Consider the following 26,228-nt stretch of genomic DNA (forward strand, 5'->3'; position numbering starts at 1 on the left):
CGCCTGTTCGAAAAGAGCCCCATGTGCTGCACAGAGACCGGACCGAGAAGAGCCGGCTGACGGTGTTCCACCTCGTCCAGCCGGTCGACGGAGGCGTGGCACGCGTCGTCAACGACCTGGTGCGCGCGCAGATCCGCGCCGGCGTACGCCCCGTGGTCGCCTGCCCGCCCGGCAGCCCGCTCGCCGACGAGGCCGCCCGCGCCGGAGCCACGGTCCGCCCGTGGACCGCCGAACGCTCTCCCGGCCCCTCGCTCGCCCGCGAGGTGCTCGCCGCGTCCCGGCTGATCCGCGAGGCCCGGCCGCACATCGTCCACGCGCACAGCGCCAAGGCCGGGCTCGCCGGGCGGCTCGCCGTCCGCGGCCGCGTCCCCACCGTGTTCCAGCCGCACGCCTGGTCCTTCGACGCCGTCCAGGGCCGCGAGGCCCGGCTCGCCCTCGGCTGGGAGCGGTACGGCACCCGGTGGTCCACCCGGACCCTGTGCGTCAGCGACAGCGAGCGCCGGGCGGGGGAGGCGGCGGGCATCCGCGCCCGCTGGTCGGTCGTCCGCAACGGGATCGACCTCGCCCGCTTCGCCGACGACTCCGGCGGCGGCCGCCGCGACGGGGCCAGGGCCGCCCTCGCCACCGCCGCGGCGGCCGGCGGGGCCGGCGTCGCGGGCCCCGGCCCGCTCGTGGTCTGCGTCGGCCGGCTCTGCCGCCAGAAGGGCCAGGACGTGCTGCTCGCCGCCTGGCCCGCCGTCACCCGCGCCGTCCCCGGCGCCCGGCTCGCGCTCGTCGGCGACGGCCCCGACGCCCCCGCCCTGCGGGCCGCCGCCCCGCCGGGCGTGCTCCTCGCCGGACCGTGCGCCGACGTACGGCCCTGGCTCTACGCCGCCGACGCCGTGGTGCTCCCCTCCCGCTGGGAAGGGCTGGCGCTCGCCCCGCTGGAGGCCATGGCCTGCGGACGGCCCGTCGTCCTGACCGACGTCAGCGGCGCCCGCGAGAGCCTCCCGCCCGAGGACGGGCCGGACCTGCTCGTACCGCCCGAGGACCCGCCCGCCCTCGCCGCCGCCCTCGTCCGGCTGCTCCGCGACGACCGGCTCCGCGACCGGACCGCCCGCCGGGCCGCGGACCACGTCCGCGCCTCCTTCGACGTGCGCCGCACGGCCGGCGCCGTGCTCGGCCTCTACCAGGAACTCCTCAGCACGCACCGCCCCATGACCAGGAAGCACACCGAACGATGACGACGGAGAGCGCCCCCGCGCCCCACCCGGCCTCCCTCGCGGCCACCCGCCGGGTGCCCTCGGTCCACCCGCCGCGCGCCGCGGCCGGACGGCGGCCCGCCGCCCACGCCAGACGCCGCATCCGGCACCGGAGACGGCCTTTCGCGCTGCTCGCCACCGACACCGCGGCCGCCTGCCTCGCTGCCGCCCTCGTCCCCGCGGTGCCGTGGCCCGCGCCGGCCGCCGCTGCCCTGCTCGCCGCCGGCGGCACCGCGCTGCACACCTGGCGCGGCCTGTACCGCTACACCCTGGCGCCGACCGCGCTCGCCGAACTCCCCGCGCTCTTCCTCCTCGCGGCCGTCCAGTGGTGCCTCCTGGCCGAGGCGTTCGCCGCGTACGCCCCCCGGTACGCCACCGGGCCCGCGGCCGTCGCCTGCGGTGCCGCCGTCCAGGCGCTGCTCGCCTGCGCGGGCCGGGCCGCCGTCCACCGGGCCCGGCGGCGCACGCTCGCCCGCAGGCCCCGCTCCGCCCTCGTCGTCGGCCGGGGGCCGGTGGCCCAGCAGGTCACCGCCGCCCTGCACGCCCACCCCGGCTACGGGATGCGCCCCGTCGGGCGGGTCGACCTCCACCACGCCGGCGGACCGGCCGACCCCACCACGCTGCCCGTGCTCGTCACCCCCGAGGACGTCAGCCGGGCCGTCATCCAGAACTCCGTCCGCCACGCCCTGTTCACCGCGCCGCCCGAGAACCCGGCGCTGGCCCGGCTGTTCGCCGGCCACGGCTGCCGGGTCTGGCTCGTCGACGACGGCGCCGCGGACACCGCCGGCACGTTCCCGTACCCGCGCGTCCCGCAGCAGGACCACCTCTGGGGGTTCGCCGTCCGCCCGCTGCCGGCCGGTGACGCGCCGGCGGCGGCGGCCGGGCTCGCGGCCAAGCGGGCGATGGACGCCGTCCTCGCCGGCGCCGCCCTGGTCGCCGCGGCCCCCGTGCTCGCCGTCTGCGCCCTGGCCGTGCGCTGCGCCGACGGACCCGGGGTGATCTTCCGCCAGGAACGGATCGGCCTCGACGGCAAGCCGTTCACCCTGCTCAAGTTCCGCACCCTGCGCCCCAGCGACGAGCACGAGTCCGCGACGCGCTGGAGCGTCGCCCGCGACCGCCGCATGAGCCGCACCGGCAGCGTCCTGCGCCGCACCTCGCTGGACGAGCTGCCGCAGCTGTGGAACGTCCTCCGGGGCGACATGAGCCTCGTCGGCCCCCGGCCGGAACGCCCCTACTTCGTCGCGAAGTTCAGCCACACCTACCCCGGCTACGCGGCACGCCACCGGATGCCCGCCGGCATCACCGGCCTCGCCCAGGTCAGCGGGTTGCGGGGGGACACCTCCATCGAGGAGCGCGCGCGCTTCGACAACCACTACATCGACACCTGGTCGCTCTGGCAGGACGTGTGCATCCTGCTGCGCACCGCCGCCTCCCTCCTGCGGCCGGGAGGCAGCTGACCATGGCCGTCACCGCTCCCGCCGCCGTCACCGGTCCCGCGGGCACCGCCGCGGGCCCGCCGCGCGGCGGAGCCGGCGGGCACCGCCTGCTCCTGGTGCCGCTGCTCGCCACCGTCCTGCTGCTCGCGCTGCCGCTCGGCGACGGCGGCGGGCCGGGCACGGTCGCGCCGGCCGACATCGCCTCCGGGGCGCTGGTCCTCGCCTGCCTCGTCCAGCTGCTGCGGGAGCGCGCCAGGCCGCTGACCCGGGCGGCGGCGGTCGTGTTCGCGCTGCCCGCCGCCGGGTTCGCCGTCGCGACGGTCACCGCGGCCGACCCGGCGGCCGCGCTGCCCGGACTCGTCCGCTACCTCCAGGTCTTCGTCCTCGTGCCGTGCGCCGTGGCCCTGGTGCTGCGCGACGCCCGCGCGTTCCGTGCCGTCACCGGCTCGCTGGTGGTGCTGGCGCTCGCCCAGGGCGCCCTCGGGACGTACCAGTACGCCACCGGAACCGGCGCCTCCTACATGGGCGCCGACATCCGGGCGGTCGGCACCTTCGGGCCCACCGACGTGATGGGCATGGCCACCGTCGTCTCGTACGGACTGCTGGCAGCCCTCGCCCTCGCCCTGCGCACCCCGCCCGGTTCCCCCGCCTGGCTGCGGCCCGCCGCGTTCGCGGCGGCGGGCGCCCTGCTGGTGCCGCTCGGCCTGTCGTTCAGCCGGGGTTCCTGGATCGCCACCGCCGCGGCCGCCCTCGCGATGATCGTGCTGACCGGGGTGCGGCAGGCCGCGAAGGCGCTGGCCGTCCTCGCGGCGCTCGCCGTCGTCCTCGCGGGCGGGCTCGGCATCGGTTCCGAGATGATCTCCCAGCGGATCGACTCCATCACCCGGGTCACCGCCGCCCCCGACCGGTCGGTCACCGACCGGTACACGATGTGGGCGGCCGCGGCGGCGATGTGGCGCGAACAGCCCGCGACCGGCGTCGGGCTGAAGGGCTTCCCGGCCCACCGCGACGGCCACGCCTCCATCGGCCTCTCGGCGGGCAGCGACACGGCCGGCGCCGGCCGCGCCTACGCCAAGCAGCCGCTGCTCTCCCCGCACAACATGTACCTGCTGATCCTCGCCGAGCAGGGGCTGATCGGACTCACCGCCTTCCTCGCCTCCTGGACGGCCGTGCTGGCCGGGGCGATCCGCCGCCTGCTGCGGCCCCGCGGCGCGGCCGGGGCCGCCGACTGCGGGCTGGCGGCGGCGGGCCTGATGCTGTGGCAGACCGTCGACTTCCTCTACGCGGACATCGGCGGCCCGTCCACCGTCCTCACCGGTGTGATCGCCGGCCTGGCCGCGCGGTGGGCCCTGATGCCGCCCCTCACCGCGACGGCGCCGGACGCGGTACGGGGATGACGCCCCGATGACCCCCCGCGAGACACCCGCCTCCCGGCCCGCACCCGCCCGCCCCGGACCACCGGCGGCACGGGGCGCGGGCCGGGTGGACCCGGGCTGGACGGGCGACGGGACCGCGTCCCCGGCGCCCCGGCCCACCGCCCCGCCCCACCGTCCGGCCCGCGTCGACCCGGCCTGGACGGGCGAGGACGCGGGCCTGTCCCCCGCGCCCGCCCCGTGGCGCCCCGGGACGGCGGAGGGCACCCCGCCCGGCCCGCGGCACGCCGCGCGGAGCGGGCGGCTGGGGCGGGGGCTCGTCCGGGCCGCCGTCGTCAGCGGGGTGCTCACCGTGGCGGGAGCGGTGCTCGGGCTGCTGCGCGACCAGACGATCGCGCACCTCTTCGGCGCCAGCTCCGAGAGCGACGCCTTCCTCATCGCCTGGACCGTTCCCGAACTCGCCGCCACGCTCCTCATCGAGGACGCCATGGCCCTGCTCCTGGTGCCCGCCTTCAGCCACGCCCTCGCCCGGCGAGAGGACCCGGAGGCCGTACGGGAGCTGGTGTCCGCGACGTTTCCCCGGCTGTTCGCCGTGCTGGTCGGCGTCGCCGCCCTGCTGATGGCCGGCGCGCCGCTGGTGGTGCGGCTGCTCGCACCCGGGTTCGGCGACCCGCAGCTCGCGGTCGAGTGCACCCGGCTCACCGCGCTCACCGTCCTCACCTTCGGCGTCACCGGCTACTTCAGCGCCGTCCTGCGCGCCCACGGCAGCTTCCTCGCGCCCGCCGCCGTCTACACCGCGTACAACGCGGGGATCATCGCCACCACCCTCGCCCTGCACAGCCTGTGGGGCGTGCGGGCCGCCGCCGCGGGCGTCGCCGTCGGCGGGGCGCTGATGATCCTCGTCCAGGCCCCCGGCGTCGCCCGGCACCTCGGCGGGCTCGCCCCCCTCACCCGTCCCCGCCGGACCGGCGGCACCCCCCTCATCGGCGCCGCGCTGCTCGCCCCGGTCGTGCTGTTCGCGGTCAGCCGCCAGGCCCAGGTCCTCGTCGAGCGCTTCCTCGCCGCCCCGCTGCCCGCCGGCGCGATCTCGCACCTCAACTACGCCCAGAAGGTGGCGCAGATGCCGATGGTGCTGTCGCTGATGGTGTGCACGGTCACCTTCCCCGTCGTCGCCCAGGCCATGGCCACCGGCGACCGGGAACGCGCCCGGCGGCGCGTCGAGGAGGACCTCGCCATGGCCGGCACCGTCGTCCTGCTGGGCACCGCGTACGTCGTCGGCTACGCCCCCGGGATCATCGACGTCCTCTTCCGGCGGGGCGCGTTCGACGCCCAGGACAGCGCCACCACCGCGGGCGTGATGCGCGTGTACGCCGCCGGGCTCCTCGGCCACTGCCTCGTCGGCGCGCTCGGCCGCCCGTTCTTCTCCGCCGGACGGCCCACCTGGTTCCCCGCCGCGGCGATGGCCGGCGGGCTCGCGGTCACCGTCGCCGCGGGCGCCGCGGCGGTCGGCCCGTACGGCGTGCACGGCATCGCCGCAGCCAACGCCGCCGGCATCAGCGTGACCGCGCTGCTGCTCCTGCACGGCCTCGGCTCCCGGGTCGTCGTCATCGAGGTGCGCGCCATCGGCCTGCGGCTCGGCCGGCTGGTGCTCGCCGCCGCGGCGGCCACCGGCGCCGCGCTCCTCGCCTCACCCGCGACCGGCGGCGCGCTCGCCTCGCTCGCCGCCGGAATCCTGATCGTCCCCGTCGTCTTCCTCGCCACCGCCCGGGCCCTCGGGGCTCCGGAAGCGGTTCACCTGCTGGCCCTCGTGCACCGGAGGCTGCGTCATGACCGATGAGCAACGACCCGCCCGCGCGCAGAAGGCCGCCCGCCGGCCGTGGCCGTGGATCTGGATGTACCACGCGGTCGGCGATCCGGCCGACGATCCGTACGGCATCACCGTCGCGCCCGACCGTCTCGACCGCCAGCTGCGGGCCCTGCGCGCCCGCGGCCTGCGGGGCGTGTCCGTCACCAGCCTGCTGCGCGCCCACGCCCGGGGCCGCGCGGCCGGGCTCGTCGGCCTCACCTTCGACGACGGGTACGCCGACTTCACCCGGTCCGCGCTGCCGCTGCTGCGCCGCCACGGCTGCACCGCCACCCTGTTCGTGCTGCCGGGCAGGCTCGGCGGCGCCAACGACTGGGACCCCGAGGGCCCGCGCCGCCCGCTGGTCACGGCCGACCAGATCCGCGCCGCCGCGGCCCAGGGCACGGAGATCGGCTCCCACGGGCTGTTCCACCGCGACCTGACCGTGCTCACGGACGCGCAGCTCCGCGACGAGACGGTCCGCTCGCGCGACCTGCTGCACGACATCACCGGCCGCCCGCCCGCGGGGTTCTGCTACCCGTACGGCACGGCCGACCGGCGGGCGGCCGAGGCCGTACGGGCCGCCGGCTACGCGTACGCCTGCGCCATCACCCCCGGCCCGGCGGCCGGCCCCTACGCCCTGCCCCGGACCCACATCAGCCAGGCCGACCGGCGGGCCCGGCTCGCGGTCAAGTACCTGCGGCACCGGATGCGCCCCGCGCCCGGACTGCTGCCCGTCGCCGTGCCGCCGGCGGCCCTGGAGGCGTCGCGATGAAGGTCCTGCACGTCATCACCGGCCTCGGGGTGGGCGGGGCGGAGCAGCAACTGCGCCTGCTGCTGCGGCATCTGCCCGCCCCGTACACCGCCGAGGTCGTCACGCTCACCAACCCGGGGGCGGTCGCCGACGGCCTGCGCGCCGACGGCGTGCCCGTCACCCACCTCGGCATGGGCGGCAACCGCGACCTCGGCGCCCTGCCCCGGCTCGCCCGCCTCGTCCGGCGCGGCCGCTACGACCTGGTCCACACCCACCTCTACCGTGCCTGCGTCTACGGGCGGATCGCCGCCCGTCTCGCGGGCGTGCCCTCGGTCGCCACCGAGCACTCGCTCGGCGAGGCCGAGATCGAGGGACGCCCGCTGAGCCGCGGCAACCGGGCCCTGTACCTGGCGACCGAGCGGCTCGGCGCGGCGACCGTCGCCGTCTCCCCGACGGTCGCGGGACGGCTGCGGGCCTGGGGCGTGCCCGGACAGCGGGTCCACGTCGTGCCGAACGGCGTCGACGCCGCCCGGTTCGCCTTCGACCCCGCCGCCCGCCGCGCCGTCCGGGCCCGGCTCGGCCTGGCCGAGGACGTGTTCGTCGTCGGCGGCGTCGGCAGACTCGTGCCCGGCAAGCGGTTCGACCTGCTCGTCGACGCGGTCGCCGCGCTGCCCCGGGCCGTCCTGCTGCTGGCCGGCGACGGGCCCGAGCGCGAGGCGCTGCGCGCCCGTGCGGTGCGCCTCGGAGCGGCCGGCCGGGTGCGGCTGCTCGGCGAGCGCGCCGACGTGCCCGGACTGCTGTCGGCCGTGGACGCCTTCGTCTCCGCGTCCCGGGAGGAGGCCTTCGGGCTCGCGGTGGTCGAGGCCCTCGCCGCCGGCCTGCCCGTGCTGCACGGCGCCTGCCCGGCCGTCGACGACCTCCCCGCGGGTCTGGCGCCCGGCGCCACCGCCCTGCGCGGCACCGGCGTCCGCGAACTCGTCGACGCCCTGCGGTCCCTGGCCGGGGACCGGCCCCGGCTGCCGCCGCCTGGGGCCGTCGTGCACTACGACATCGCCCGCACCGCCCGGCTGCTCACCGACGTGTACGCGCGCGCCGCGCCCCGCGTCCCCGGCCACGCCGCACACGCCGTGCCCCCGACGAACCCGACCACCGTCCCTCCCGAGGAAGCAGTACGCCCATGACCGCCAGACACGAGCACGAGCGCCCCGAGCGGGCCGCACGCAAGCGCCGCCTCCCCGCGGTGCTCTCCTCCGGGCCCGCCTGGTGGCCCGTCCCCGTATGCGCCGTGCTCGGCACCGCCGCCGGCCTGCTGCACGGACTGGTCACGGACCCCGAGTACGCGGCGACCGCCTACGTCGTCGCCGTCCCGGCCGAGGGTGCGGAGCCCGGTGCCGCGCTCGGCTTCGCCCAGGCGTACGGCCGGATCGCGACCAGCGACGCGACGCTCGGCTACGCGCGGGTCGCGGCCGGGGTGCCCGCGTCCGAACTCCGCGACCGGGTGACGACCGAGACCTCCCCCGACTCCCCGATGATCGCCGTCACCGGTACGTCCACCCGGCCCGCCGAGGCCGCCGACATCGCGAACGCGGTCGCCGACGCCGTGTCCGTCAGCAGCAACGAGGCGTCCCGGAACACCGGCGTGCGGCTGATGCAGTTCTCCCGGGCCGTCGACCCCGCGGAACCCGTCTCGCCGTCGCTGCCGCTGGGGACGGCCGTGGGCGCCTCGGCGGGCGGTCTGATCGGCGGCCTGGTGCTCATGGTCCGCCCGCGCCGCACCCGCCCCGGGGCCGCCGCCACCGCCGTGCCGTCCCCCGCGCAGCCCCTGGGCGCGGCCGCCGAACGGGAGCGGGTGTGACGTCCGGCGACGTCCTCGACGCGCCCGGGGTCACGGGCCCCGGCGTCCCCGACGCGTCCGGGACCACGGTCACCCTCTGCCGCGACCCGCGCGCCTTCGCGGCACTCGCCCCGGAATGGGACCGGCTGCACCGCTCCTGCGGGGCTGCCACCCCGTTCCAGAGCCATGCCTGGCTGGAGTCCTGGTGGCGGTCGTACGGGGCCGAGGGCCGGCTGCGGGTGGTCCTCGCCCGCCGAAACGGCCGGCTGATCGGCGCCGCCCCGCTGACCCTGGTCCACCGGCCCATGCCGCTGCTGGTCCCCCTCGGCGGCGCGATCTCCGACTACGGCGACCTGGTCGTGGACGACGGGCACGCGGAGCAGGCGCTGCGGGCGCTCGCCCGCGGACTGGAGCGGGCCGCCCGGCACGCCGTGATCGACCTGCGCGAGGTGCGGCCGGGCGCCGTCGCCGAGCGGCTGTACGAGGAATGGGGCGGGCCGCGCGCCCGGCTCGACGACTCGGTGTGCATGGAGCTGCCGGCGCTTCCCCTCGAGGAACTGGTGCGCCGGATGCCGAGGTCGCGCGCCCAGCGCGCCCGCGCCAACCTCCGCAGGCTCCAGGCGCTCGGAGTGGCCGCCGCCACCGTCCCCGCGGCGGATGTCCCGGCGTCCGTCGACCGGATGCTGACGCTGCACGAACTCCAGTGGCGCGGACGGGGAGTGAACGTCGAGCACCTGCGGCCGCGGTTCCGCGCGCACCTGGTGCGCGCGGTGACCCGGATGACGGCCGGGGACGAGGCGACGCTCACCGAGTTCCGGATGGACGGGGAGGTGGTCGCCGTGGGCCTCGCCCTGCGGTCCGCCGGGCTCAGCGGCAGCTATCTGTACGGCGCCCATCCGGTGCTGCGCGAACGCAAGGCGGACATCGCCACGATGCTGATGGCGGAGGAGGCCCGGCAGGCGGCCGGCCGCGACCTCGCCGTGCTGAGCATGCTGCGCGGTTCGGAACCGTACAAGAACCACTGGCGGCCCGAGGCGGTCACCAGCGGACGGCTGCTGCTTGCGCGCCCCGCGCTGGAACCCCTGCTCCGGCTGCACGAGTCGCGCGCCCGGATGCGCGACCGCGCGGCGGAGATGGTGCGCACCAGGCTGCCGGCCGCGCGCGAGTGGCGCGGCCGGCTCAACGACTGGCGGGCCGAGGGGACTTCGGTCAGAACGGCTGCGCAGCCACCCCGGGGAGGCTGACGCACAGCTGCTCCTCGGGCACCCACGCGGCCACCCAGTCCCGGAAGTCCGCGGGCATGCACCAGTCGTAGGCGTTCACCCCGTCGTCGTCGGCGGGCACCGGCGCCGGTGTCTGCTCCGCGGGCGGCTCGGACGGGACGGGCTCGGCGGGCGGCGGGTCCACGGGCGCGGGCTCGGCGGGCGGCGGGTCCGACGGCTGCGGGGACGGCTCGGACGGGCCGGAGTTCGCAAGCAGCTTCGAGCGGAACACCTTCGAGGATTCCGGATTGCTTTCGCACTGCCAGACACCGTGCGGACAGTAGTCTGTGATCGTCTGGTAGAGCGGCTTGTGGCGGTCGATCCATTCGAACATGCGCCGCATGTACTCGGGATTGTCGCCGTTCCGGAAAAGGCCCCACTCCGGATAGGAGATCGGCTTTCCGCGTTCCGCGGCGAACTCCACCTGCTTCCGCAGTCCGTACGGCGCATTCGCCTGGTCGTCGAACGACTCGCCGGGAGGCTGGTCGTACGAGTCCATTCCGATGATGTCCACCACGTCGTCGCCCGGATAGCACTCGGTCCAGGGGACGGCGTCCAGTCCGCGGTTGGGGGCGAAGTCGAACCGGAACTCCTGCCCGGGAACGGAGCGCATGGCCGTCACGATGCTGTTCCAGTACGCCTTCCAGGCCTGCGGGTCGGGGCCGCAGCGGTGGGTGTACGTGGTGCCGTTCATCTCCCAGCCGAGCACGATCACGGTGTCCGGGACGCCGGCGTCCACCAGGCGCGTCGCGAGGGTGCGGTAGTGGTGGTCGTACTGGCCGCGGGCGCCCGCCCGCAGCAGCTGGGCGACGGCCACGTCGGGGAGCCGGTCCTCGTTGCGGTCCAGCATGGGCACGTTGAGGACGAACATCCGGTCCGCGGCACCCTTCCGCCACTCGGCCCACGGCCGCAGGAATTCCGGCCGGCCCTCGATGTTGGTCCACAGATCCCCGGGGAGATAGGTGTGCGCCACCTTCAGGTCCCGCCCCCCGAGCCAGGCGGAGAGTTCCGCCATGCGCGCTATTCCGGGCGGCCCGTAGTGGAGATACGCACCGACGGCGGTCTGCCCGGCCGATGAGGCGGGAGCGGCCTCGTCGTCGCCGGCCGTACCGGCTTGCGCCGTGCCGCCGGCCAGGCCGCCGGAGACAAGAAGTCCGGCGGCGACCGTCGCTATGCAGGTGGTGATCGGACGGTGCCTCACTGGCATTGCCTTCCTCCTTGTGGAGCGTTTCTCCGACTGACCCGACGGTAGGCAGAAATGCGATCGCGCGAGCGGTCGTGGCGCACGTTCCTAGGCCATTAGCGAAGAGGCGCGCATTGAGCAGACCCATCCAGGTGAAAGATGTGACCCGCATGACCGATCTCGATCCGGCCGTACCGGCTCTGGTGCTCCGGCTCGACCGGAATCCCTTTCACCACGGCACCCTCGGCGCCGTCCGGTCGCTGGGCCGCGCGGGTGTGGAGGTGCACGCCGTCGTCGAGTCGCCGCGCAGCCCGGTGGTCCGCTCCCGCCACCTCCACCGGGCCCACCCCCGCCCGCCGGGCGCACCGGAACCGGAGGAACTCGTCCGCACCCTGCTCGCCGTCTCCGAACGGATCGGGCGGCCCGCCGTCCTCGTCCCGATGGACGACCTCGGCGCCGTCCGCGTCGCCGAGCAGGCCCACCGGCTCGCCGGCCGCTACCTGCTGCCCGCCCAGCCGCCCGCGCTGCCGGGCCGGCTGGCGGACAAGGCGGAACTGGCGTCGCTGTGCGCCGAGGCGGGCATCCCCCACCCCGACACCTTCCTCCCCGCGTCCGCGGCCGAGGCCGCGGACACCGTCCGGCGCGTCGGCGTCCCGCTGGTCGCCAAGTGGAGCAGGCCCTGGCTGCTGGACCCGTCGACCGGGCTGCGCAGCACCTCGCTGGTCTCCTCACCCGCCGCCGCGGCCCGGCTGTTCGAGCGCAGCGCCGGCGCGGGCAGCACCCTGCTCCTCCAGCGCTACCTGCCCGAGCGGCCGCACTCCGACTGGTTCTTCCACGGCTGCTTCTCCGACGGCGGCCGCCTCCTGCACGGCGGCACCGGACGCAAGGAGCTCTCCTGGCCGCCGCGCACCGGACTGACCGCGCTGGGCCGGTGGAAGGACGAGGACGCGGTCGCGGCCGCCGCGCTGCGCCTCGCCCGGCACACCGGCTACCGGGGCATCCTCGACCTCGACTTCCGGCGCGACGGCGACGGCACCTGCCGCCTGCTCGACGCCAACCCGCGGCCCGGAGCACAGTTCCGGCTGTTCACCGGAGCGGACGGACTCGACGTCGTCCGCGCGCTGCACCTGGACCTGACCGGGCGTCCGGTGCCGCCGTCGCCCGGCCGCCCCGGCCGGGTGTTCGTCGCCGAGAACTACGCCCTGCTCTCCGCCGTCGCGTCCGCCCGCCCCGGCGGCGGTCTGCGGCTGCGGGCACGCCGGGGCGTCGAGACCGCCTGGTTCGCCGGGGACGACCCGGCGCCGTTCGCGGCGATGGCCGGGGCCTGGCTCGGCCGCGGACTCGCCAAAGGAGCGCGGCGCCTGCGCCCGCGCGAGGAACCCCCGTCCGCCGGGGCCCCGCCCCGTCCCGCCACCGACACGAGGAACGAGAACGCACCATGCACGACCTGGCAGTGATCGGCGCCGGCCCCTACGGGCTGTCCGTCGCGGCGCACGCCGCCGCGGCCGGACTCGACGTACGGGTCTTCGGCCGCGTCATGGACTCCTGGCGCAACCACATGCCCGAGGGCATGTACCTCAAGTCCGAACCCTGGTCGTCGAACCTGTCGCACCCGGACGGCGGCCACTCGCTCGGCGAGTACGCCGGGGAGCACGGGGGCTTCGATGCGGTCCACGGCCGTCCCGTGCCCGTCGCCGCGTTCGCCGACTACGGCGACTGGTTCGCCGGCCGCACCGTGCCGGACGTCGACGGGCGGGACGTGACCCGGCTCACCCCCGCGGACGGCGGCTTCCTGCTGCGCACCGCCGACGGCGAGGAGGTCCGTGCCCGGACCGTCGCACTCGCCGTGGGCGTCCTGCCCTTCCGGGAGATGCCCGGCGTCCTCGCCCCGCTGCCGGACGAGGTGTGCACCCACAGCACCGGCCACCGGGACCTCCGCCGGTTCGCCGGCACGGACGTCACCGTCGTCGGCGCCGGCCAGGCGGCCCTGGAGACCGCCGCGCTCCTCGCCGAGTCGGGGGCCCGGCCCCAACTCGTCGCCCGTACGCGCCGGATCAGGTGGAACACCCTGCCCGCCCCGCTGGAGCGGCCGCTGCTCACCTCGCTGCGCACCCCGCACAGCGGACTCGGCACCGGCTGGAGCACCTGGGTGTGGGCCGAACTGCCGGGGGCCGTCCGCCGGCTGCCCGCCGCCACCCGCCGGCGCCGGGCCGACACGGCCCTCGGCCCGGCCGGCGCCTGGTGGCTGCGGGACCGCTACGAGGGGCGGGTGCCCGAACTCCTCGGACACGTCCTGCGGGGCGCCCGGGTCCGCCCCGACGGACGGGTCCGCCTCGAACTGAGGGGCCCGGACGGCACGGCGCGGGCCCTCGACACCGGACACGTCGTCGCCGCCACCGGCTTCACCCCTGATCTGGCCCGGCTGGACCTGCTGGACGAGAGCGCCGCCCGCGCCCTCCGGCTCTCACCGGGCACCCGCGCGCCCGCGCTGAGCGGGGTGTTCGAGACCTCGCACCCGGGCCTGTTCGTCGCCGGACTGCTCTCCGCCCCCACGTTCGGCCCGGCGATGCGGTTCGTCCACGGGGCCTCCTGGACCGCGCCGCGGCTCGTCGCCGGGGTGCGGCGGCGGCTGCGCGGACGGTCCGGCGCGGTCCGCGTACCGCACCCCGCGCCGGCCCCCGGCGCGGACGCAGCGGCCCCGGTCCCGGGGAGCTGAGCCGGCGGCCGGGGCGGGCCGCCGGACCGGGCCCGCGCGCGGGGTGGCGGGCCCGGTGGCCGGCCGGGTGGTGTTCCCGGCCGGGTCCGGTGGCCGGTCAGGCCGGGTGGCGGTCGTACAGCCAGCCGCGCCGGGGCGGCGCGGCGCCGGTGACGCCGAGGGGATCGTCGGACGGGGCCGGGTACAGCGTCAGCCGCCGCCACTCGCTGTCCGGACGCCCCGGCATCGTGCGCCCCGCCGCGGCCCACTCGCGCGCCAGCTGGTCGTAGATCGGACTGGGACCGGGCGCCCGCACCGGTGGCGGTGCGGGCGCGGGCGACGGGGAGGGCGCCGGGTCCGGGCTCGTCTGTACGCGCTGCCAGCGAGCCGGCGCGGTGGTCGTTGCCATACCGCGGCCAACGCGGCGGCCGGGCACGAGGTCACTGCCGCGCCGGGACCGCGGGGGTACGGCAGAACGGCCTTTCGAGGCACGGCGCCCGGCCCGGGCGCGCCGCCGGCGGGCGTTCACCCGCATGCCCCCGCGTGACCCGCAGCGCGCCGTCGGCGTTCCAGCTGACGTGGACCCGAAGATACGGTCAACGGACCGCGAAAAGGGGATCGATGAGACATATGGCAGCGCTCGTCCCTGCGCTGGTGCTCGGCCTCGCCGCCTGCCAGGGCCCCTCGGGCCCGGGGCCCGGGGAAGCGGGGGAGGGCGACAAGCGGGCGGCGGCGGCCGCGCCCGGGACCGCCCGGATCGGTGACACGGCCGACGTCGGGGGCACCGGCTCCGGCGCGCATCTGCGCATCACCCTGCGCGGGCACGTCGATCCCGCCGTCGGCGTGCGCACCGCCCGGGGCGCGGCGCGCGGCCTCGCCGCACCCGCGGCCCGGGGACCCGTGCACCGTCCGGCGGAGGGCACCCGCTGGGTCGGCGTCGACCTCGCCGTCGTCAACGTCGGGGGCACGGCGTACGAGCAACCGCCGGCGAAGGCGTGGATCGTGGACGACCGGGGCCGCAGCCACCGAGCCGTCCCCGCGGGGGAGCTGACCACTGGCCGGCCGCTCCCGCAGGGGCGGCTGGCGGTCGGCGAACAGCGCACCGGATGGCTGGTGTTCGAGCTCCCGCACGACGCCCGTCCGGTCCGCCTGCACTGGGCTTCGGCCTCCGCCGAGCACCGCTGGACGCTCCAGGCGCCCTGACCCGGCGACGGGCCCGCCCCCGGTTCACCTGCCCGGGTGAACGGAGGCCGGGAAGCCCCGCGGCGGGCACTAGGGTGCCGAGCCATGACCACAGCGAACCACCCCAGGACGGCCGTCGACCGTGCTCAGCTCGGCACCCTCGTCCTGCTCGCCTGGACCGGCGACCCGGCCCAGGGGCACGACACGCCGTACCTCGTCGCGTACTCGCTCGGCGACGGCCCCGGCGGCACCGAGGGCGCCGGGCAGGCGACCGCCGCGATGATCGCCGAGCTCGGGCTGACCACCGGCGACGTGCTCCACGACCGCACCCGCGCGGGCGCGTTCGCCGTCCAGCTGCTGGTCCAGGGCGGTCAGGCCGTGCTCACCATGCCGTACATGAACGCCCAGTGCCCCGCTCCCGCCGAATGGCTCGCCGCCGTCGAGGAGCGGGGCAGCGTGCACTTCATGCTCCCCACCCGCGCCTGGCCCGAGGCGACCCCCGGCGAGCCGCTGGACGAAGAGGTCCTCCAGGCCTTCCTGGGCGACGAGACGGTCCTGAAGAAGACCGCCCACGTCCTGCTGCCGGTCTCCCGCCTCCGCGCCTGAGCGGACCCCTTCCGGGCGGCCTCTCCGGGCGGGGCCGGGCCCGCGTCAGCCCGTCCGGCGCCCGCGCCCCTGCCGCGTCAGCCCGTCCGGGGCGAGGACACCGCGTCGCCCGTCACCCGCAGCGCCCGCACCCGGTTGTCGAAGCTGGAGTCCACCAGTTCGGCCGGGCCCGCGGCCCGCAGGCCGCCGGGGCGGGCGAGCAGTTCGCGGAAGAGGGCCTTCATCTCCTGCCGGGCCAGGTGGGCGCCGAGGCAGTGGTGCGGGCCGCCTCCGCCGTAGCCGAGGTGGGGGTTGGGGCTGCGGGTGACGTCGAAGGCGTCCGGGTCGACGAAGACCCGCTCGTCACGGTTGGCGGAGGCGTAGAACAGCACCGTCTTCTCGCCCGGCCGGAAGGTGTGCCCGCCCAGTTCGCACTCGGCCGCCACCGTCCTGCGGAACTGGATGATCGGCGTGGAGTGGCGCACGATCTCCTCCATCGCGCCGTCCGCGTACCGGTCGAAGTCCTCCTCCAGCAGCGCCCGCTGCTCCGGGTGCGCGCTGAGCAGCGCGAGTCCGTGGGCCATCGCGTTCCGGGTGGTCTCCACCCCCGCCACCAGCAGCAGTGAGAAGAAGGCGCCCAGTTCGCGGGGGGTCAGGCCGCGGCCGTCCACGTCGGCCGCGACGAGCGCGGAGACCAGGTCGTCCGCGGGGCGGCGGCGCCGTTCGCGCGCCAGCCGGGCCGTGGCCAGCCGCAGGTGCGCCAGCGCCCGCAGCCCGCGGCCCGGGATGCGGGGTCCGCGCCGGACGCCCGCGTTCTCCGACGCCTGGTCGACCCTGGCGGCCACCGCGGCCCGCATCCCCGCCGGGATGCCCATCAGGTCGCAGATCACCTCGAACGGAACCCGGGAGGCGACCGCGCGCACGAAGTCGGCGCCGTCCGCCGTCCCCCCGGCCGTCAGGTCGTCCACGGCCCGGCGGGCCACCTCGCGGACGTTGTCCTCCGCGGCCGCGAGCAGCCGGGGTGTGAAGGAGCGGGCCACGATCCGCCGCAGGGAGGCGTGTTCGGCGCCGTCGAGGTTGACCATGGAGTTGCCGAACAGCGCCTTGGCCCAGGCCGCCGGTTCCGGTGTGGTGACGCCCGGAGCGCTGCGGAAGTCCGCGGCCCGGCGGCTCGCCCCGGCCACGTCCGCGTGCCGTACCAGCGCCCAGAACTCCCGTCCCGTGCCCCGCCCGCAGAGCACGGGGGCGTCCAGGGCGCGCAACCGCGCGAAGGCGGCCAGCCGCCGCTCGCGGGGCAGCGCCCAGAACGCGGGATCGCCGGGGTCCGGCAGATCCGCTCCGCCGTGCTGTTCGGGAATGCTCCGTGTCACGCCCACCTCCTGGGCCCGGGGACCGGATGCCGCCCCTCCCGCCGCCGTCCGGGGCACTGCCGCGACGGCGCCGCCGCGGCGCCGGGCGTCAGCTTCCGTCCCCGGAATTGCTGCGGACGGGGGAGATCTGCACGGGTCCCGTGCGTGTGCTCGTTGTGGCAGAGCAACGGGCCGAAACGGGTCCGGGTCACTCCCGAGGGGACGAACACAGTGAAGAAGTGGACAACGCGCGGATCTCTCGCGGCAGTGGTGGCGTGCGCGGCGTCGGCCGTGGGAGCGGCTCCCGCGCTCGCCTCGGCCTCCGTGCCGGTCACCGTGCCGCTGGAGAGCGTGGAGGCCGCGCTGCCGCTGGACGCGCCGGCGCTCAGCACCGGGGTGCCCGTGCCGGTTCCCGGCGCCCCCGACGGCCCGCGGCACGTCACCGGCAACCTGCTGCCGCAGAACACCGTGCCCGCCGTCCCGCTCACCGGCGAACTCCCGGCGACGCTGCTGGAGATCCCGGTGGAGAACCCGCTCGGCGAGGGCGAGCTCGGGGTGGCCCAGGTGGCCTCCGAGGCCTCGGACCTCTCGCTGTCGAGCCCCGGCGCGTCGCTCGGCGCGCCCCTCACCCAGCCGCGGCCCGAGGAGTTCGGGCAGCCGGAGGCCACCCTGCCGCAGGCCGCGCTCGTCGCCCCGGTGCTCCAGGGCGCCCCGGCCGCCGGGCTGTTGCTGCACTGACGCGTGCCGCCGGGGCGGCTGCCGCCCCGGCGGCGCCCCCCTGCCCCCCTGCCCCCCTGCCCCCGGCCCTCGGTGCGCGGGGGCGCGCGCCGGGGATCGCGGGACGGCCCGAGGAGCGCCCGTCCGGCCGAGCAACCCTTTCGGCGCCCCCTCGTTGACACCAGCGAGAGAGCCGTAGGACACGGCGGACCCAGGGGAGGGGCGACGAGATGATCGGGACCAGCGTGACGGCGGAGCCCGGAGCCGGCCGGCCCGCCGGCGGCCTCGCCCGCCGGCTGCTGCTGCGTGCCCTGTTCACCGCGGGCGTGATCGGCGGCACCGCCGGAGCCCTCGCCCCGGTGCTCGTCCGCCGGCGCGAGAGCGCCCGGCGCGGACAGGAGCCCGACGGGCGGCGCCCCCTGGAGCGGTTCGCCGAGACCTACCGCGGCAGGCACATCCAGGGCAGCGCGACGGTGATGGTCCCGCTGGGCGCGGGCGCCGGCGCACCGACGGCCGTGCCGAGCGTGGAGGTGCGTGTCGACGGCCGCCCCCTGCACGTGATGCGCCGCGCCGACGGCAGCTACCTCAGCCTGGTCAACCACTACGAGTCGTTCCCGACCCTGCGCGACGTGGCCCGTGCCGCCGTCGACGAACTGGGCGAGTCGCAGCTGTCGATGACCCCGCTGCACCACATCTGAACGGAAGGGACCGCACCGTGTACACCCGCAGCAACCAGCGGAACCTCACCCGCGCGCAGAAGCGGCGGTTCGTCGACGCGCTGCTGGCGCTCAAGCGGTCGGGCCGGTACGACGAGTTCGTCCGGATGCACGGCCGGTACTACGTGTCCGACGCCGAGGAGGGCGCCCGCGCCGCGCACATGGCGCCGTCGTTCTTCCCGTGGCACCGCCGCTACCTGCTGGAGTTCGAACAGGCCCTCCAGGCGGTCGATCCGGGGGTGTCGGTGCCCTACTGGGACTGGACGGTGGACAACAGCCCGTCGTCCTCCCTGTGGGCGGACGACTTCATGGGGGGCACCGGCCGCGCGCTGGACCGGCAGGTGATGACCGGCCCGTTCGCCCACCGCAACGGCAACTGGCGCATCACCACCCGGATCACCGACGGCAGGTTCCTCACCCGCGACCTGGGCCGCCCGCGCGACCCGGTGTCCCTGCCGACCAGGGCCGACGTCGACGCCGCGCTCGCCGATCCGGTGTACGACGCGGCCCCCTGGGACTCGACGTCCGCCACCGGCTTCCGGAACCGCATCGAGGGCTGGAACGCGGGCGGCGAGCAGCGGTGGCGCAACCACAACCGGGTCCACCGGTGGGTCGGCGGCCTGATGATGGGCGCCACCTCGCCGAACGACCCGGTGTTCTGGCTGCACCACGCCTTCATGGACCTGCTCTGGACGCGCTGGCAGCAGGCCCACCCGCGGTCCGGCTACCTGCCGCGGACACGGCTGCCGCGCGAGGACCCGGCGTACGGGCAGGTCTTCGCGCTCGACGAGCCGATGCCCCCGTGGGACGTGCGGCCGTCGGCACTGCTGGACCACACCCGCCACTACCGCTACGCCTGAGCGGCCCGCAGCCCTGAGCGGACCCTGCCCGAGGGGGCCGGCCGGACACCGTCCGGCCGGCCCCCTCGGCACGGGACCGCCGGGTTCCCGCGGGAACGGCAGCGGCCTCCCCCGTGTGCGGAGCACGGGGGAGGCCGCGGGTGGTGCGTGGGGCCGGGTTACCGGCCGGGCGCTCAGTAGGCGCCGTTGCCGCCGTCGGCGTTGACGCAGGTGTTGCCGAACGCCGGGTTGAGCAGCGCGATGACGTTCACCGTGTTGCCGCAGACGTTGACCGGCACGTGGACGGGCAGCTGGACCAGGTTGCCGGAAGCCACACCGGGGGAACCGACGGCCGCACCGTGCGCTCCGGCGTCGGCGGCAGCCATGCCGGCGCCGCCGGCCAGGATGGCACCCGTGCCGGCGACAACGGCGGCGGCCTTCGCGATACGCGACATCAACTTCTCCTTGAGAACGAGAGGCGGCCGCAGGACTGCGGCCTTCACTCCCCGTTCAACGCACGAACCGGACACCGGTAACGGATCAGGACGAAGTCAGACCCCAACGGTCCCGTCGACGCCCTCGCGCAGGAAGTCGGCGTGCCCGTTGTGGCGGGCGTACTCGGTGACGACGTGCAGCAGGATCATCCGCACCGACACGTCCTCCCCCCAGCGGGGCGCGCGCACGGTCGTGTCCAGCGACTCGACGGACGCCTCGATGCGGCGCGAGTGGCCGATCTCCTCCTGCCAGGCGGCGAAGGCCTCGCCGCGGGTCGCGCCGCTCGCGTCGTAGGCCGTCTGGAAGTCCCCGTCCGCCGACCAGACGAGGGGCACGTCCTCGCCGCCGATCGTCCGGCGGAACCAGGCCCGCTCGACCTCGGCCATGTGGCGCACCAGGCCCAGCAGGGTCAGGGTCGAGGGCGGCATCGAGCGGCGGCGCAGGTCCTCGTCGCCGAGCCCCTCGCACTTGGCGGCCAGGGTGGCGCGGTGGAAGTCGAGATAGGCGCGCAGGGTCTCGCGTTCCCCGGCGCGGGGCGGGGGCCCGACCCGTTCGACGGTCATTGAGCACACTCCTTCGTTCACTCGGGCGGTCGTCACCCGGTCCATCATTCGTTCGTATGTTCTATTTCGGAGTACGGTGGAACCATGGCAGCACACCTTCAGGGCTCCCTGTTCGACCAGACCGACGAGATCCGCCTCGGTCCGCTCACGGATGTCCGGCGCACCGTGCTCGGCGACGGCGCCTGGATCGACACGCTGCCCGGCTGGCTCGCGGGCGCGGACGCGCTCTTCGGGGACCTCGCGGAGGGCGTGCCCTGGCACGCCGAGCGCCGCCGGATGTACGAGCGGACGGTCGAGGTGCCGCGCCTGCTCTCGTACTACGGGCAGGGCGAGCCGCTGCCCCACCCCGTGCTGGAGCGCGCCCGCGACGCGCTGTCCGCGCGCTACGCGGACGAGCTCGGCGAGCCCTTCGTCACGGCCGGGCTCTGCTACTACCGCGACGGGCGCGACAGCGTGGCCTGGCACGGCGACCGGATCGGCCGGGGGGCGCGCGAGGACACCATGGTGGCGATCCTCTCCGTCGGCGCCCCGCGCGACCTGCTGCTGCGGCCGGCGGGCGGCGGCCCGTCGGTGCGCCGGGCGCTCGGGCACGGCGACCTGATCGTGATGGGCGGGTCGTGCCAGCGCACCTGGGAGCACGCCGTGCCGAAGACGGCGCGCTCCGCGGGGCCCCGGATCAGTGTCCAGTTCCGCCCGCGCGGCGTGAACTGACGTACGCCGCGGCCGGCGCGCGGCCTCCCCGGCCGGGGAGCCGGGCCTCGCCCGGGTCAGCGAGGGGCGCGGCGCACGGACCGGCCGGCCAGCACATCGGTGCGCACCCCGTCCTCGATGACGAACCGGCCGTCGATCAGCACGTGCGGGATGCCGGCCGGGAGGGTGCGCGGCTGCTCGAACGTGGACCCGGCGGCGACCGTGTCCGGGTCGAAGAGCACGAGGTCGGCGCGGTAGCCCTCGCGGACCAGGCCCCGGTCCGCCAGGCGCAGCCGGGCCGCCGGGCGGGAGGTCAGATGCGCCACGGCCTCCTCCAGCCCGAGGACGCCCAGCTCCCGGGCGTAGTGGCCGAGGTAGTGGGGGAACGTCCCGTACGCGCGGGGGTGCGGCTTGTCGCCCTGGAGGATGCCGTCGCTGCCGCCGGTGTGGACGCGGTGCCGCATGATCGCGCGCACGTTCTCCTCGTGCCCGACGTGCTGGAGGATCGTCGTCCCGAGCCGGTCGCCGGTCAGCAGCCGCCGTGCCGTGACCCACGGCTCCTCGCCGCGCAGCCGCGCCGACTCCTCGACCGTGCGGCCGACATGGCCGGCGAGGGAGGGGTCGCCCACACCCGAGATCTCGATGGTGTCCCATTCGATCGGCACGCCGTGGCAGCCGTCCGAGCCGGTCACCTCCAGGTGGTGGCGGATCCGCTCGGCGGTCGCGTCGTCGCGCAGCCGGGCGAGGACCGCCTCCGGGCCGCCCTCGCCCGCCCAGCTCGGCAGCATGGCGACGAGCGTGGTGCAGCCGGGGGTGTACGGATAGGTGTCGAGGGAGATGTCGGCGCCGGCGTCCAGCGCGTCGTCCAGCAGCGCCAGCAGGTCGGGCGCCCTGCCCTTGTTCACGCCGAAGTTCATGGTGGCGTGCGCCAGGTGCAGGGCGCAGCCCGCCTCCCGGGTGAGCCCGACCATCTCCTCGTACGCCTGAAGCGCGCCCGCGCCGTAGGAGCGGTGGTGGGGGCAGTAGTAGCCGTCGTAGCGGGCCACCACACGGCACAGCTCGGTCAGTTCGGCATCGTTCGCGTACATGCCGGGCGTGTAGGTGAGGCCGGACGACATCCCGACCGCGCCCTGCTCCATGCCCTCGGCGACGAGCTGCCGCATCCGGTCGAGCTCGGCGGGGGTCGCCGGCCGGTCCTCCCAGCCCATGGCGAGCATCCGCACCGTGCCCTGCGGGACGAGGTAGGCGGCGTTGACGGCGATGCCCTGGCGGTCGAGCCGGTCCAGGTACCCGCCGACCGAGCGCCAGTCGAAGTCGATGTCCGACCCGTCGCCGTTCCAGCCGGTGATCGCCCGGCGCACCGCGTCGAGGGTGGTGTCGTCGACGGGCGCGTACGACAGCCCGTCCTGCCCGAGGACCTCCAGGGTCACGCCCTGCGCGGCCTTCGCCGAGTGGTCGGGGTCGCGGAGCAGGGCGAGGTCGCTGTGGGCGTGCATGTCGATGAAGCCGGGGGCGAGGGCGAGGCCGTGCGCGTCGAGGACGCGTCCGCCGGTGAGGGCGGGGCCGGCGCCCTCACGGCGTATCGCGGTGACGCGCCCGGCGTCGATCCCGACGTCGGCGCGGTAGGAGGCACCGCCGGTGCCGTCGATGACGCGGGCGTCGCGGATGACGAGGTCCATGGATGCGGTGCCTTTCGGGGCCGTGGCCGGGAGAGAGGGGGAGCGGGGCTCAGAAGAAGGTCCGGACGAAGTCCGTGACCGTGCCGTCCTCCTCCACCACCGGGATGAGCTGCCACTTGTCGAACGCGGTGCACGGGTGGGACAGCCCCATGCCGACCCAGTCGCCCACCTCCAGCCCGGCGCCGGGGTCGGTGCGCACCCAGGCGTGCTGGTCGGACAGGCCGGTGACGGTGATGCCGTCGGCGGGCCGGACGGCGCCGGTGCGGGCGTCGCGGACGGCCTGCGCCTCGGGCAGGTCGAGGTCGTACGCGGCGTCCCGCTTGCCCGCGTTGAGGAAGGCCTGCTCGGGCGACGGGCGGGAGACCACCTGCGCCCACAGCCGGAACGCGGGCTGGAGCGAGCCCTCCGCGGGCACCCGGTTGAACGGGGTCAGGTGCCGGTAGTGGCCGTCGTCGTGCGAGACGTACGCGCCGGAGCGCAGCAGCTTCAGCACGGGGGCCGACAGCGCGGGGATCTCGGCGAAGACGTCCGCGACCGCGTCGAACCAGGCGCTGCCGCCCGCGCTGACCACGATCTCGCCGGTGTCCGCGAACCGGCCCTCGGCGTCGAAGGCGGCGGCGAGGGCGACCAGCCGGCGCAGCCAGGCCCGCACGCTGTCGCCGTCGGCCTTCGGGACCTCGCCCTCGTAGCCGGCCACGCCGACCAGCCGCAGGTTCCCCGCGGCGGCGACCGCGTCGGCGACGGCGGCGCATCCGGCCTCGGTGCGCACCCCGGTGCGGGCGCCGTCGCCCGCGCCCAGCTCGACGACGACGTCCAGCGGGCGGGACACTCCGCGCAGGGCCTCGTCCATCAGCTCCACGCCGCGGACCGAGTCGACGTAGACGACGAGCCGGAATCCGGGGTCGGCGTCGAGCTCCCCGGCGATCCAGCGCAGCGCGGCGGCGTCGACGACCTCGTTGGCGAGGAAGATCCGGCTGATCCCGTAGGCGCGGTAGACGCGGACCTGGTGGGGCACGGCCGCGGTGATGCCCCAGGCGCCGCGCTCCAGCTGGCGGGCGAAGAGCTGGGGGGACATGGACGTCTTGCCGTGCGGGGCGAAGGCGAGGCCGTGGCGTTCCGCGTAGGTCTCCAGCAGGGCCAGGTTGTGCTCCAGCGACGCGGCGGAGAGCGCCAGCACGGGTGTGGTGAAGCCCCCGGTGAACAGGGAGCGCCGGGCCGAGGCGAGCTCGCCGACGGTGAGGCCCTGTGCGTCGGGCGGGAGCGCCTTGAAGCGGTGGTCGACCGGTTCGTCGGCAAGCCTGGCGACGGCGTCGTCGGCGTGGCTGGCGGCCATGGGAGCCCTCCTCGGCGGTGTTGCATGATGTGCAACGCTCATTGCGTATTTCGCTTACCGCTGTCTAACATCCGAGCCGAGACCGGGTCAATGGGCCCGGTGACCGACCAGCGAGGAGCCCCCGCGATCATGACCGCGAGCGCGCACGGACCCGTGGACGTCGTCTGCCTCGGCGAGTCCATGGTCACGTTCCTGCCCACCAGGGCGGGACGCCTGGCCGACGTGCCGTCGTTCGTCCGCGGCATCGGCGGGGCCGAGTCCAACCTCGCCTGCGCCCTCGCCGCCTGCGGCCACCGGGTCCGCTGGGTGGGCCGGGTGGGCGCCGACGGCTTCGGCGACCACCTGGTGGCCGCCATCGCCGCCTACGGGGTCGACACCGCGGCGGTCGTCCGCGACCCGGGACGCCCCACGGGCGTCTACTTCCGCACGGCGGCCGACCGGGCCGGCGACGGCCACGAGGTCGTCTACTACCGGGCCGGATCCGCCGCGTCGGCGATGTCGCCCGCCACCGTCCCGCTCGAAGCGGTGTGGTCGGGACGGGTGCTGCACGTCTCCGGCATCACCGCCGCGCTGTCCGCCGACTGCCTGGCCCTGATGCGCGGCCTCACCGCCCGCCGCGACGGCCGCCCGCTCCTCTCGTTCGACGTCAACCACCGGCCCGGTCTCTGGCGCGACCCCGAAGGGCCCCGCGTCCTGCTCGACCTCGCGCGCGGCGCGGACCTCGTCTTCACCGGCGAGGACGAGGCCGAGGAGGCGTGGGGCGTGCACGGCGGGCCGGAGGCCGTGCGGCGGGCACTGCCCGAGCCGGCGACGCTGGTGGTGAAGCGCGGCGCCCTGGGCGCGGTCGCCTTCACCCGCGGGCCCGCCGGCGACACCGTCACCGAGGTCCCCGCCCCCGTCGTCGACGTCGTCGCCGCCACCGGGGCCGGTGACGCCTTCGCCGCCGGCTTCCTCTCCGCGACCCTCCGCGACCTGCCCGTGCGCGACCGGCTGCGGTACGGCCACCTCTGGGCAGCCGCGGCCCTCACCGTCGCCGGGGACCTGGCCGAGCCGCCCTCCCACGCGCAGGCCGGGCGGCTCGTCGGCCTCGACGACGACGCCTGGGGGAGACTGCACCTCGGCCCCGGCTGGACGGGCCAGGACCAGGAGGTACGTACGCCATGAGCCAGACCGTCGACCGCGCGCTCAGCATCCTGCCGCTGCTCGCCCAGGGACCCGCCGACCTCGGACAGGTCGCCGACCGGCTCGGCGTCCACAAGTCCACCGCGCTGCGCCTGCTGCGCACCCTCCACGAGCACGGCCTCGTCTACCGCCAGCAGGACCAGCGCTACCGCCTCGGCGCCCGCCTCTTCGCCCTCGCCCAGGAGGCGGTCGAGAACCTCGACGTGCGGGAGATCGCCCACCCCCATCTCCTCGCGCTCAACGAGCAGATCGGGCACACCGTCCACCTCGCGGTGTACGAGGAGAGCGAGGTCCTCTACATCGACAAGGTCGAGAGCCGCTACCCGGTCCGCATGTACTCGCGGATCGGCAAGCCCGTCGCGATCACCGTCGCGGCCGTGGCCAAGCTGCTCCTGGCCGACCTGCCGGAGGCCGAGCGGCGCGCCGTCGCCGAGAAGCTCGACTTCCCCATGTACACGTCCCGTTCGATCCCGAACGCCGCCGCCTTCCTCAGGGAGCTGGCGACCGTCCGCGAACAGGGCTGGGCCACCGACCTGGGTGGCCACGAGGAGTCCATCAACTGCATCGGCGCGCCCATCAGGGGCGCCGACGGCCGTGTCGTCGCCGCCATGTCGGTGTCCGCGCCGAACGTGGTCGTGACCGCCGACGAACTCCTCACCCTCCTCCCGCTGGTGCGCCGCTGCGCGGACGCCATCACCCGGGAGTACTCAGGACAGACACCCCAGAAGGAAGCGCAGGCATGACCGAGAAGACCGCGATCACCCCGCCCACCCACACCGCGCCGCCCGCGAAGTTCTCCCACGGCGTCCGCAAGGGCAACCTCCTCCAGGTCGCCGGCCAGGTCGGCTTCCTGCCCGCCGTCGAGGGCCAGGCCCCGACCCCGGCCGGCCCGACCCTGCGCGAGCAGACCCTCCAGACCTTCGCCAACGTCGAGGCGATCCTCACCGAGGGCGGGGCGAGCTGGGACGACGTGATGATGATCCGCGTCTACCTCACGGACACGGGCCACTTCGCCGAGATGAACGAGATCTACAACGAGTACTTCAAGGACCTCGCGGTGGCCCCGGCCGCCCGCACCACGGTCTACGTCGGGCTCCCCGCCGGCCTGCTCATCGAGATCGACGCCCTGGCCGTCCTGGGCTGATCCCCGGCCGCTCCGCCACCGGACCCATCTCCCCTCCCCGGACCGGCCGCCCCGCAGCCCGGCCCCTTCCCGGACCTGCCGCCCGCGGACCGCTCCCCGTCCCGGACTGATTCCCCTGATCCACCCGTTCCAC

26 protein-coding genes are annotated in these 26,228 nt (G+C 76.2%); 19 read left to right on the forward strand and 7 right to left on the reverse strand.

Going from position 1 to position 26,228, the window contains the following annotated elements:
- Positions 1-23: 23 nt before the first annotated feature.
- The 8 genes from IAG43_RS20180 to IAG43_RS20215 are packed head-to-tail and all read left to right on the forward strand — an operon-like array spanning position 24 to position 9,725.
- Positions 24-1,223 (forward strand): glycosyltransferase, encoded by a 1,200-nt coding sequence (locus tag IAG43_RS20180; protein ID WP_187742098.1) that lies wholly within the window; start codon positions 24-26, stop codon positions 1,221-1,223.
- Positions 1,220-2,698 (forward strand): exopolysaccharide biosynthesis polyprenyl glycosylphosphotransferase, encoded by a 1,479-nt coding sequence (locus IAG43_RS20185; RefSeq protein WP_187742099.1) that lies wholly within the window; start codon positions 1,220-1,222, stop codon positions 2,696-2,698. Before IAG43_RS20180 ends, IAG43_RS20185 begins: the two co-directional genes overlap by 4 nt.
- Positions 2,699-2,700: 2 nt before the next feature.
- Entirely contained in the window at positions 2,701-4,074 is a 1,374-nt protein-coding gene (locus tag IAG43_RS20190; protein ID WP_187742100.1) for an O-antigen ligase family protein, read from the forward strand.
- A 7-nt stretch (positions 4,075-4,081) separates the two neighbouring features.
- Positions 4,082-5,887, forward strand: coding sequence for a murein biosynthesis integral membrane protein MurJ (gene murJ, locus IAG43_RS20195; RefSeq protein WP_187742101.1), 1,806 nt, complete (start codon positions 4,082-4,084; stop codon positions 5,885-5,887).
- A complete protein-coding gene (locus IAG43_RS20200) occupies positions 5,877-6,668 on the forward strand; it encodes a polysaccharide deacetylase family protein (RefSeq protein WP_187742102.1) in 792 nt (263 codons plus the stop codon). Before murJ ends, IAG43_RS20200 begins: the two co-directional genes overlap by 11 nt.
- Complete coding sequence (locus IAG43_RS20205; protein ID WP_187742103.1) at positions 6,665-7,828, forward strand: glycosyltransferase; 1,164 nt, start codon at positions 6,665-6,667, stop codon at positions 7,826-7,828. Before IAG43_RS20200 ends, IAG43_RS20205 begins: the two co-directional genes overlap by 4 nt.
- Positions 7,825-8,502 (forward strand): YveK family protein, encoded by a 678-nt coding sequence (locus IAG43_RS20210; RefSeq protein ID WP_187742104.1) that lies wholly within the window; start codon positions 7,825-7,827, stop codon positions 8,500-8,502. The genes IAG43_RS20205 and IAG43_RS20210 overlap by 4 nt, the downstream gene beginning before the upstream one ends.
- Complete coding sequence (locus IAG43_RS20215; RefSeq protein ID WP_187742105.1) at positions 8,499-9,725, forward strand: GNAT family N-acetyltransferase; 1,227 nt, start codon at positions 8,499-8,501, stop codon at positions 9,723-9,725. The genes IAG43_RS20210 and IAG43_RS20215 overlap by 4 nt, the downstream gene beginning before the upstream one ends.
- Here the strand turns inward: IAG43_RS20215 and IAG43_RS20220 are convergent.
- Positions 9,691-10,950, reverse strand: a complete 1,260-nt coding sequence (locus tag IAG43_RS20220; RefSeq protein ID WP_187742106.1) for a glycoside hydrolase family 26 protein — start codon at positions 10,948-10,950, stop codon at positions 9,691-9,693. The genes IAG43_RS20215 and IAG43_RS20220 overlap by 35 nt on opposite strands.
- A gap of 146 nt (positions 10,951-11,096) precedes the next feature.
- Between IAG43_RS20220 and IAG43_RS20225 the strand changes: the two genes are divergently transcribed.
- Entirely contained in the window at positions 11,097-12,383 is a 1,287-nt protein-coding gene (locus IAG43_RS20225) for a carboxylate--amine ligase (protein WP_187742107.1), read from the forward strand.
- Entirely contained in the window at positions 12,365-13,642 is a 1,278-nt protein-coding gene (locus IAG43_RS20230; protein ID WP_187742108.1) for an NAD(P)-binding domain-containing protein, read from the forward strand. Before IAG43_RS20225 ends, IAG43_RS20230 begins: the two co-directional genes overlap by 19 nt.
- 97 nt (positions 13,643-13,739) lie before the next feature.
- On the opposite strand, the gene IAG43_RS20235 is transcribed toward IAG43_RS20230, so the two are convergent.
- Positions 13,740-14,030, reverse strand: coding sequence for a hypothetical protein (locus tag IAG43_RS20235; RefSeq protein WP_187742109.1), 291 nt, complete (start codon positions 14,028-14,030; stop codon positions 13,740-13,742).
- Between the two features lie 221 nt (positions 14,031-14,251).
- Here IAG43_RS20235 and IAG43_RS20240 point away from each other — a divergent pair, with 221 nt between their 5' ends.
- Positions 14,252-14,824, forward strand: a complete 573-nt coding sequence (locus tag IAG43_RS20240; protein WP_246574455.1) for a DUF4352 domain-containing protein — start codon at positions 14,252-14,254, stop codon at positions 14,822-14,824.
- An 84-nt stretch (positions 14,825-14,908) separates the two neighbouring features.
- A complete protein-coding gene (locus IAG43_RS20245; RefSeq protein WP_187742111.1) occupies positions 14,909-15,409 on the forward strand; it encodes a DUF5949 family protein in 501 nt (166 codons plus the stop codon).
- A 77-nt stretch (positions 15,410-15,486) separates the two neighbouring features.
- Here the strand turns inward: IAG43_RS20245 and IAG43_RS20250 are convergent, their stop codons facing one another.
- Positions 15,487-16,758, reverse strand: coding sequence for a cytochrome P450 (locus tag IAG43_RS20250; RefSeq protein WP_187742112.1), 1,272 nt, complete (start codon positions 16,756-16,758; stop codon positions 15,487-15,489).
- Positions 16,759-17,028: 270 nt separating this feature from the next.
- On the opposite strand from IAG43_RS20250, the gene IAG43_RS20255 reads away from it, so the two are divergent.
- From IAG43_RS20255 to IAG43_RS20265, 3 genes are all read left to right on the forward strand, one after another.
- Entirely contained in the window at positions 17,029-17,475 is a 447-nt protein-coding gene (locus IAG43_RS20255) for a hypothetical protein (protein WP_246574457.1), read from the forward strand.
- A 209-nt stretch (positions 17,476-17,684) separates the two neighbouring features.
- The gene (locus IAG43_RS20260; protein WP_187742114.1) at positions 17,685-18,152 is read left to right on the forward strand and encodes a tyrosinase family oxidase copper chaperone; all 468 of its coding nucleotides are present in this window, start codon (positions 17,685-17,687) and stop codon (positions 18,150-18,152) included.
- A 17-nt stretch (positions 18,153-18,169) separates the two neighbouring features.
- Positions 18,170-19,030, forward strand: a complete 861-nt coding sequence (locus IAG43_RS20265; RefSeq protein ID WP_187742115.1) for a tyrosinase family protein — start codon at positions 18,170-18,172, stop codon at positions 19,028-19,030.
- A gap of 173 nt (positions 19,031-19,203) precedes the next feature.
- On the opposite strand, the gene IAG43_RS20270 is transcribed toward IAG43_RS20265, so the two are convergent.
- Both IAG43_RS20270 and IAG43_RS20275 read right to left on the reverse strand, forming a co-directional pair.
- Entirely contained in the window at positions 19,204-19,464 is a 261-nt protein-coding gene (locus IAG43_RS20270; RefSeq protein ID WP_187742116.1) for a chaplin, read from the reverse strand.
- A gap of 96 nt (positions 19,465-19,560) precedes the next feature.
- Positions 19,561-20,067, reverse strand: coding sequence for a DinB family protein (locus IAG43_RS20275; RefSeq protein WP_187742117.1), 507 nt, complete (start codon positions 20,065-20,067; stop codon positions 19,561-19,563).
- 84 nt (positions 20,068-20,151) lie between these two features.
- Here IAG43_RS20275 and IAG43_RS20280 point away from each other — a divergent pair, with 84 nt between their 5' ends.
- Complete coding sequence (locus IAG43_RS20280) at positions 20,152-20,778, forward strand: alpha-ketoglutarate-dependent dioxygenase AlkB (RefSeq protein ID WP_187742118.1); 627 nt, start codon at positions 20,152-20,154, stop codon at positions 20,776-20,778.
- 56 nt (positions 20,779-20,834) lie between these two features.
- On the opposite strand, the gene IAG43_RS20285 is transcribed toward IAG43_RS20280, so the two are convergent.
- Positions 20,835-22,436: an N-acyl-D-amino-acid deacylase family protein gene (locus IAG43_RS20285; RefSeq protein WP_187742119.1), complete on the reverse strand. Its 1,602-nt coding sequence runs from the start codon at positions 22,434-22,436 to the stop codon at positions 20,835-20,837.
- Between the two features lie 49 nt (positions 22,437-22,485).
- Positions 22,486-23,769: an amino acid deaminase gene (locus IAG43_RS20290; protein WP_187742120.1), complete on the reverse strand. Its 1,284-nt coding sequence runs from the start codon at positions 23,767-23,769 to the stop codon at positions 22,486-22,488.
- Positions 23,770-23,898: 129 nt separating this feature from the next.
- On the opposite strand from IAG43_RS20290, the gene IAG43_RS20295 reads away from it, so the two are divergent.
- The 3 genes from IAG43_RS20295 to IAG43_RS20305 are packed head-to-tail and all read left to right on the forward strand — an operon-like array spanning position 23,899 to position 26,095.
- Positions 23,899-24,933 (forward strand): sugar kinase, encoded by a 1,035-nt coding sequence (locus tag IAG43_RS20295; protein ID WP_187742121.1) that lies wholly within the window; start codon positions 23,899-23,901, stop codon positions 24,931-24,933.
- Positions 24,930-25,694: an IclR family transcriptional regulator gene (locus IAG43_RS20300; protein ID WP_187742122.1), complete on the forward strand. Its 765-nt coding sequence runs from the start codon at positions 24,930-24,932 to the stop codon at positions 25,692-25,694. Before IAG43_RS20295 ends, IAG43_RS20300 begins: the two co-directional genes overlap by 4 nt.
- A complete protein-coding gene (locus IAG43_RS20305) occupies positions 25,691-26,095 on the forward strand; it encodes a RidA family protein (RefSeq protein ID WP_187742123.1) in 405 nt (134 codons plus the stop codon). Before IAG43_RS20300 ends, IAG43_RS20305 begins: the two co-directional genes overlap by 4 nt.
- Positions 26,096-26,228 lie beyond the last annotated feature (133 nt).

Source organism: Streptomyces genisteinicus (genome assembly GCF_014489615.1).
Classification (GTDB): Bacteria; Actinomycetota; Actinomycetes; order Streptomycetales; family Streptomycetaceae; genus Streptomyces; species Streptomyces genisteinicus.

Coding starts and splice junctions, on each gene's coding strand:
- IAG43_RS20280 (WP_187742118.1), top strand. CDS start 20,152: ATGGCAGCACACCTTCAGGGCTCCCTGTTCGACCAGACCGACGAGATC.
- IAG43_RS20270 (WP_187742116.1), bottom strand. CDS start 19,464: ATGTCGCGTATCGCGAAGGCCGCCGCCGTTGTCGCCGGCACGGGTGCC.
- IAG43_RS20260 (WP_187742114.1), top strand. CDS start 17,685: ATGATCGGGACCAGCGTGACGGCGGAGCCCGGAGCCGGCCGGCCCGCC.
- IAG43_RS20275 (WP_187742117.1), bottom strand. CDS start 20,067: ATGACCGTCGAACGGGTCGGGCCCCCGCCCCGCGCCGGGGAACGCGAG.
- IAG43_RS20225 (WP_187742107.1), top strand. CDS start 11,097: ATGACCGATCTCGATCCGGCCGTACCGGCTCTGGTGCTCCGGCTCGAC.
- IAG43_RS20305 (WP_187742123.1), top strand. CDS start 25,691: ATGACCGAGAAGACCGCGATCACCCCGCCCACCCACACCGCGCCGCCC.
- IAG43_RS20210 (WP_187742104.1), top strand. CDS start 7,825: ATGACCGCCAGACACGAGCACGAGCGCCCCGAGCGGGCCGCACGCAAG.
- IAG43_RS20240 (WP_246574455.1), top strand. CDS start 14,252: ATGGCAGCGCTCGTCCCTGCGCTGGTGCTCGGCCTCGCCGCCTGCCAG.
- IAG43_RS20185 (WP_187742099.1), top strand. CDS start 1,220: ATGACGACGGAGAGCGCCCCCGCGCCCCACCCGGCCTCCCTCGCGGCC.
- IAG43_RS20220 (WP_187742106.1), bottom strand. CDS start 10,950: ATGCCAGTGAGGCACCGTCCGATCACCACCTGCATAGCGACGGTCGCC.
- IAG43_RS20235 (WP_187742109.1), bottom strand. CDS start 14,030: ATGGCAACGACCACCGCGCCGGCTCGCTGGCAGCGCGTACAGACGAGC.
- murJ (WP_187742101.1), top strand. CDS start 4,082: ATGACCCCCCGCGAGACACCCGCCTCCCGGCCCGCACCCGCCCGCCCC.
- IAG43_RS20190 (WP_187742100.1), top strand. CDS start 2,701: ATGGCCGTCACCGCTCCCGCCGCCGTCACCGGTCCCGCGGGCACCGCC.
- IAG43_RS20290 (WP_187742120.1), bottom strand. CDS start 23,769: ATGGCCGCCAGCCACGCCGACGACGCCGTCGCCAGGCTTGCCGACGAA.
- IAG43_RS20200 (WP_187742102.1), top strand. CDS start 5,877: ATGACCGATGAGCAACGACCCGCCCGCGCGCAGAAGGCCGCCCGCCGG.
- IAG43_RS20205 (WP_187742103.1), top strand. CDS start 6,665: ATGAAGGTCCTGCACGTCATCACCGGCCTCGGGGTGGGCGGGGCGGAG.
- IAG43_RS20285 (WP_187742119.1), bottom strand. CDS start 22,436: ATGGACCTCGTCATCCGCGACGCCCGCGTCATCGACGGCACCGGCGGT.
- IAG43_RS20300 (WP_187742122.1), top strand. CDS start 24,930: ATGAGCCAGACCGTCGACCGCGCGCTCAGCATCCTGCCGCTGCTCGCC.
- IAG43_RS20295 (WP_187742121.1), top strand. CDS start 23,899: ATGACCGCGAGCGCGCACGGACCCGTGGACGTCGTCTGCCTCGGCGAG.
- IAG43_RS20230 (WP_187742108.1), top strand. CDS start 12,365: ATGCACGACCTGGCAGTGATCGGCGCCGGCCCCTACGGGCTGTCCGTC.
- IAG43_RS20245 (WP_187742111.1), top strand. CDS start 14,909: ATGACCACAGCGAACCACCCCAGGACGGCCGTCGACCGTGCTCAGCTC.